This window comes from Microcoleus sp. Pol11C3, assembly GCF_036701485.1.
GTDB lineage: Bacteria > Cyanobacteriota > Cyanobacteriia > Cyanobacteriales > Microcoleaceae > Microcoleus.
In genome coordinates this window covers 1-4,247 of sequence record NZ_JAUBQW010000239.1, presented here as the reverse complement: position 1 = coordinate 4,247, position 4,247 = coordinate 1, and the positions used below count along the sequence as shown (strand labels likewise).

General features: G+C 45.7%; 3 protein-coding genes and 1 pseudogene. 1 reads left to right on the top strand and 3 read right to left on the bottom strand.

Annotation, left to right across the window (positions count from 1 at the left end; all coding sequences use genetic code 11):
* Nucleotides 1-170 precede the first annotated feature (170 nt).
* The 3 genes from QUA40_RS27885 to typA all read right to left on the bottom strand — a co-directional run bounded on the left by QUA40_RS27885 (nucleotide 171) and on the right by typA (nucleotide 3,736).
* On the bottom strand, nucleotides 171-617 hold the full coding sequence (locus tag QUA40_RS27885) for a hypothetical protein (protein WP_333131831.1): 447 nt from the start codon (nucleotides 615-617) through the stop codon (nucleotides 171-173).
* Nucleotides 614-1,486, bottom strand: coding sequence for a ParA family protein (locus QUA40_RS27880; RefSeq protein WP_333131829.1), 873 nt, complete (start codon nucleotides 1,484-1,486; stop codon nucleotides 614-616). Before QUA40_RS27880 ends, QUA40_RS27885 begins: the two co-directional genes overlap by 4 nt.
* A gap of 459 nt (nucleotides 1,487-1,945) precedes the next feature.
* Complete coding sequence (gene typA / locus QUA40_RS27875; RefSeq protein ID WP_333131827.1) at nucleotides 1,946-3,736, bottom strand: translational GTPase TypA; 1,791 nt, start codon at nucleotides 3,734-3,736, stop codon at nucleotides 1,946-1,948.
* Between the two features lie 121 nt (nucleotides 3,737-3,857).
* Here typA and QUA40_RS27870 point away from each other — a divergent pair.
* Nucleotides 3,858-4,139 (top strand): annotated as a pseudogene (locus tag QUA40_RS27870) (type II toxin-antitoxin system RelE/ParE family toxin).
* The last annotated feature ends 108 nt before the right edge of the window (nucleotides 4,140-4,247 follow it).

Below are 4,247 nucleotides of genomic sequence, written 5' to 3'. Positions count from 1 at the left end.
CAAATGCTAAAACTTCGTTGTGCCTACCTCAACGACCTCTTAGCCATTTGAGGCTTTTGCAAAACCGGGATGCTCCCAGTGAAACTCTTGTGGAACAGGCTGTTTGCCCCTTCCATATCCCAGCGACCCATGCACATTAAAACGCATTTTATCGATTCCTGTGCTACTTTTTAAAGTGTTTGTCGATCGATATGTCGTGACAGCCTCAAACTCTGTTTAATTCTGCCAATAATTAGCTCAAACATTTTTTTTCGGGAGGGATTCTTGCTGCTGGGCGGCATCCCTAACTCGCAACACATCAAGTTCAAGTCCGTTGCACTCATTGTCAACAATTTTTGCCTCACCTCTTCTTCATTACCCTTCTTAGCTTGTAAACGCAGTTCTTCATAAACTTCTAGAACATTTCCTGCCGATAAATTAGCAGGTTTATTAACATCAGCACCCCTGGGAATATCCGAAGTTTTTGAGCCAGCAGAAATCACTCCCCGCTTAACTTGAGTCTCAAGCCGGGTTAATTTTCGAGCAACGTCCCGCAAGATTTCCTTAAGTTCGCCAATTTCCTCAACTAACCCCCCGCTTTCTTGTTCGGAAGCAGCCAAAATTTCCTTTTTACTCATTTCAGATACTCCTCACACTCGTGCCATAGTTTCTCAAATTCTCTCACTAATTCTCGCGGCAGTTCTCCCTCATTAATCGCCCGTTTTAGCCCGACGCTTTCCCGAATCGTCGATTCTAAAAATCTAACTTCTATGTTATTATCTTTTGATTTCTCATCGCAAAGTCTCTTTACTTCTCTCATGTAAAACTGAACTTCATTTGTCAGCAATCCTCCATAGGTTTTAGCTTTATTCATAAAGACTGCTATCTTGGGAAATGGATAAGGCTCAATCCGTTTCTGGAGCGAGTTTAAAACTAAACTCAATCCTCTAGAACCAAAATAATCGGGATTGACGGGAATTAATATTAAGTCGCAGCAAGAGAGGACACTGTAGGTGAGGAGACTGAAGGAAGGCGAACAGTCAAAAAGCATCAAGTCGTATTTGGGGAGATTGGCAGAGTTGGCGATTTTGCCGATGAATCGGCGGATGAAGTCTTTAACACTTTTTCCCTCAAATCCATCGATATCTAACCAATACAATTCTTCAACTGAAGGGACAAAATGCAATTGTTCGTCAATCTGATAAATGGTGTCGAAACCAACGGGAAATTTAAAATTCTGTCCTGCTTTTTTAAAGACTTCTAGAGCGTCGTAAATTGTAAGTCTGTGCTTGAGAGATTTTTCGTACCATTTACCAAACTTATCATCTAAATGACCTGTATTTTCGTTAAGTCCGATCGCCTCTGTGAGCGACATTTGCGGATCTAAGTCTAACATCAAGACTTCTAAGTCGGTTCCTTGGGATATAATATTTCCCAGACTCCAAGTGACGGTAGTCTTTCCGACACCGCCTTTGAAGTTGATTACGGCTATGGATTTTGGACTCATGGCTAATTTTGTTTGGATTTTGCTCAAATATAAATTAAAACATATTGTGTGACTTTGTTCAGCGCGCGATCGCCCCTGAGCAGCCCGCTCTGCCAATTGACAGAAAAGGCAGACTATGATATAGAAATAAATAATAAAATAAAACTATTAGCCATCCCAAAGGTGAACTAAAACATATATTCTGGATTTAATGAAAAAGAACACGGCGATCGAATTCTCGCTCGACTTAATATTGAAAAGGTTTTATCTGATCCGAATACTTGTGCTTCTCTGAGAACCTTATTTGCATAGTATTTAAAGGCTTTGCGGGAAACATCTAGTGATAAAGATCAGTTGATAAGTAGATAACTAAGTAAAATAACCAAAGCACAATTGGATAATATATAATTTTGAAATTTTTGGCAGGTTTTTACTGTCGATAGAAAGTAAGGTGCGCCGAGGCGCACCCTACAAGTTGTTTTACCGTTTGACCAACTTCTTGGAAACCTTCCGCAAGCGAATTGATTTTGGTGTTACTTCCACCAATTCATCCTGGCCGATGTACTCCAAAGCGCGCTCCAAACTCATATCGACTGGCGCTTGCAATTGCGCCAATTCTTCACCGCCAGATGCGCGGTGGTTTGTCAACTGCTTCGACTTGCAAATATTCAGCTCCATGTCTTCGTCTCGGTTGTTTTCTCCGATAATCATCCCTCTGTAAACCTTGGTTCCGGGGGTAATGAAAAATACGCCGCGGTCTTCAGCATTTTTCAGTGAATAAGTAGTTGCAATTCCTTCTTCAAAGGAAATCAATACTCCGTTGCGACGGGCGATAATTTCTCCACCGAGGGGGCGATAGTCCAGGAAGCTGTGGTTCATAATTCCAGCGCCACGAGTCAAGCGCATAAACTCGCCTCGGAATCCAATCAAGCCGCGGGCGGGAACTGAAAATTCTATTTGCGTGCGGCCGGTGCTGCTGACGTGCATATCTTGCATTTCGGCTTTCCGCTGACCGAGGCGTTCGATGCAGCCGCCGACTGCTTCTTCGGGTACGTCTAATACCAAACATTCAAAAGGTTCGCAGGGACGACCGCCGATTTCGCGGAAGATTACTTGCGGTTGAGATACTTGGAATTCGTATCCTTCGCGACGCATATTTTCGATCAGGATTCCGAGGTGGAGTTCGCCGCGGCCGGATACGAGGAATTTGTCGGGAGATTCGGTTTCTTCGACGCGCAAGGCGACGTTGGTTTGGAGTTCTCGCATTAGTCGATCGCGAATTTGCCGAGATGTCACCAAACTTCCTTCTTGACCGCAGAACGGCGAATCGTTCACCGAGAAAGTCATCTGCAAAGTCGGTTCATCTACCTTGATTAAAGGCAGCGCTTGCGGGTCGTTCGGGCAGGTAATTGTCTCGCCAATATACGCATCAGCAAAACCTGCAACGGCGACAAGATTACCAGCAGAAGATTCTGGGATATCAATCCGCTTCAGGCCTTCAAAGCCCATCAATTTGGTAATTTTTGATTTGACAATCGCGCCGCTTTCGGTGATTAAGACTGCTTGTTGACCGATTCTAATTGTGCCGTTGTGGATGCGGCCGATGACGATGCGACCGACATATTCTGAGTAATCTAAGGTGGTTACTTGCAGTTGTAGTGGCTTGTTGGGGTCGCCTACGGGGGGTGGTACGTGGTCGAGGATTTCTTCAAAGAGGGGCTTCATATCTACCCCTTCATCTTCGAGGTGTTTTTTGGCGTAACCGCTTAAGCCGGAACCGAAGAGATAGGGAAATTCGCACTGATCGTCGTCAGCACCTAGTTCGAGGAACAGATCCAAAACTTTATCGACGGCTTTGTGGGGGTCGGCTCGCTCGCGATCGATCTTATTCACAAAGACGATCGGGCGCAGTCCTTTTTCTAGGGCTTTTTTCAGCACGAAGCGGGTTTGTGGCATCGGGCCTTCGTTGGCGTCTACGATCAGCAGACAGCCGTCAACCATGCCGAGAACTCGTTCGACTTCTCCGCCGAAGTCCGCGTGTCCGGGGGTATCGACGATGTTGATCAGGGTTTCTCCGTACCTGACGGCGGTGTTTTTGGAAAGGATGGTAATGCCACGCTCGCGCTCGATGTCGTTGGAGTCCATGACGCAATCTGGGATTTCTTCCCCTTCGCGGAAGATCCCGGACTGTCTGAGGAGAGCGTCCACAAGGGTGGTTTTGCCGTGATCGACGTGAGCAATGATGGCGACGTTGCGAATGGGAAGACTCATAATGCGTCTGGAACGTTAAACGGATCTAACTAAAGATTTCTTAATAATTGTAGCGCATGAAGTCAATGGGCGATCGGGCGCGGCTTTAATATTGGGGTGCTGAGTGGCTCAAGTTCCGATTATGGAAGGGCAACCAACAGAGATTAAGCGTTATGGCAAGCCTGACGGTACGTTTCCTTTTGCCCAATAGTTTGGTTCGCTACGCGATGTTAACGCTAACATCAGGATTGATAAGAGGCTTGAGCGCGTTAGCAGTGGCAATTTGGGAGAGTGTAGCTCAGTTGGCGAAGGAGTTTGCGAACTTAAGATTGACTACGGCCCGGGCTACCGAGTCTACTTTGGACAAGTGGGAGCCGCGATTGTGCGGATGCTGTGCGGTGGGGATAAAAGCACTCCCGACTAAGACATTAGTAGAGCTAAGGAATATTGGATAGATTAGACCTCTTGCGAAAGTCTTAGGAGATCGCTAGTTTGTCTTCCAAGAAAGTTCATAATTATAAATACCAGCGAT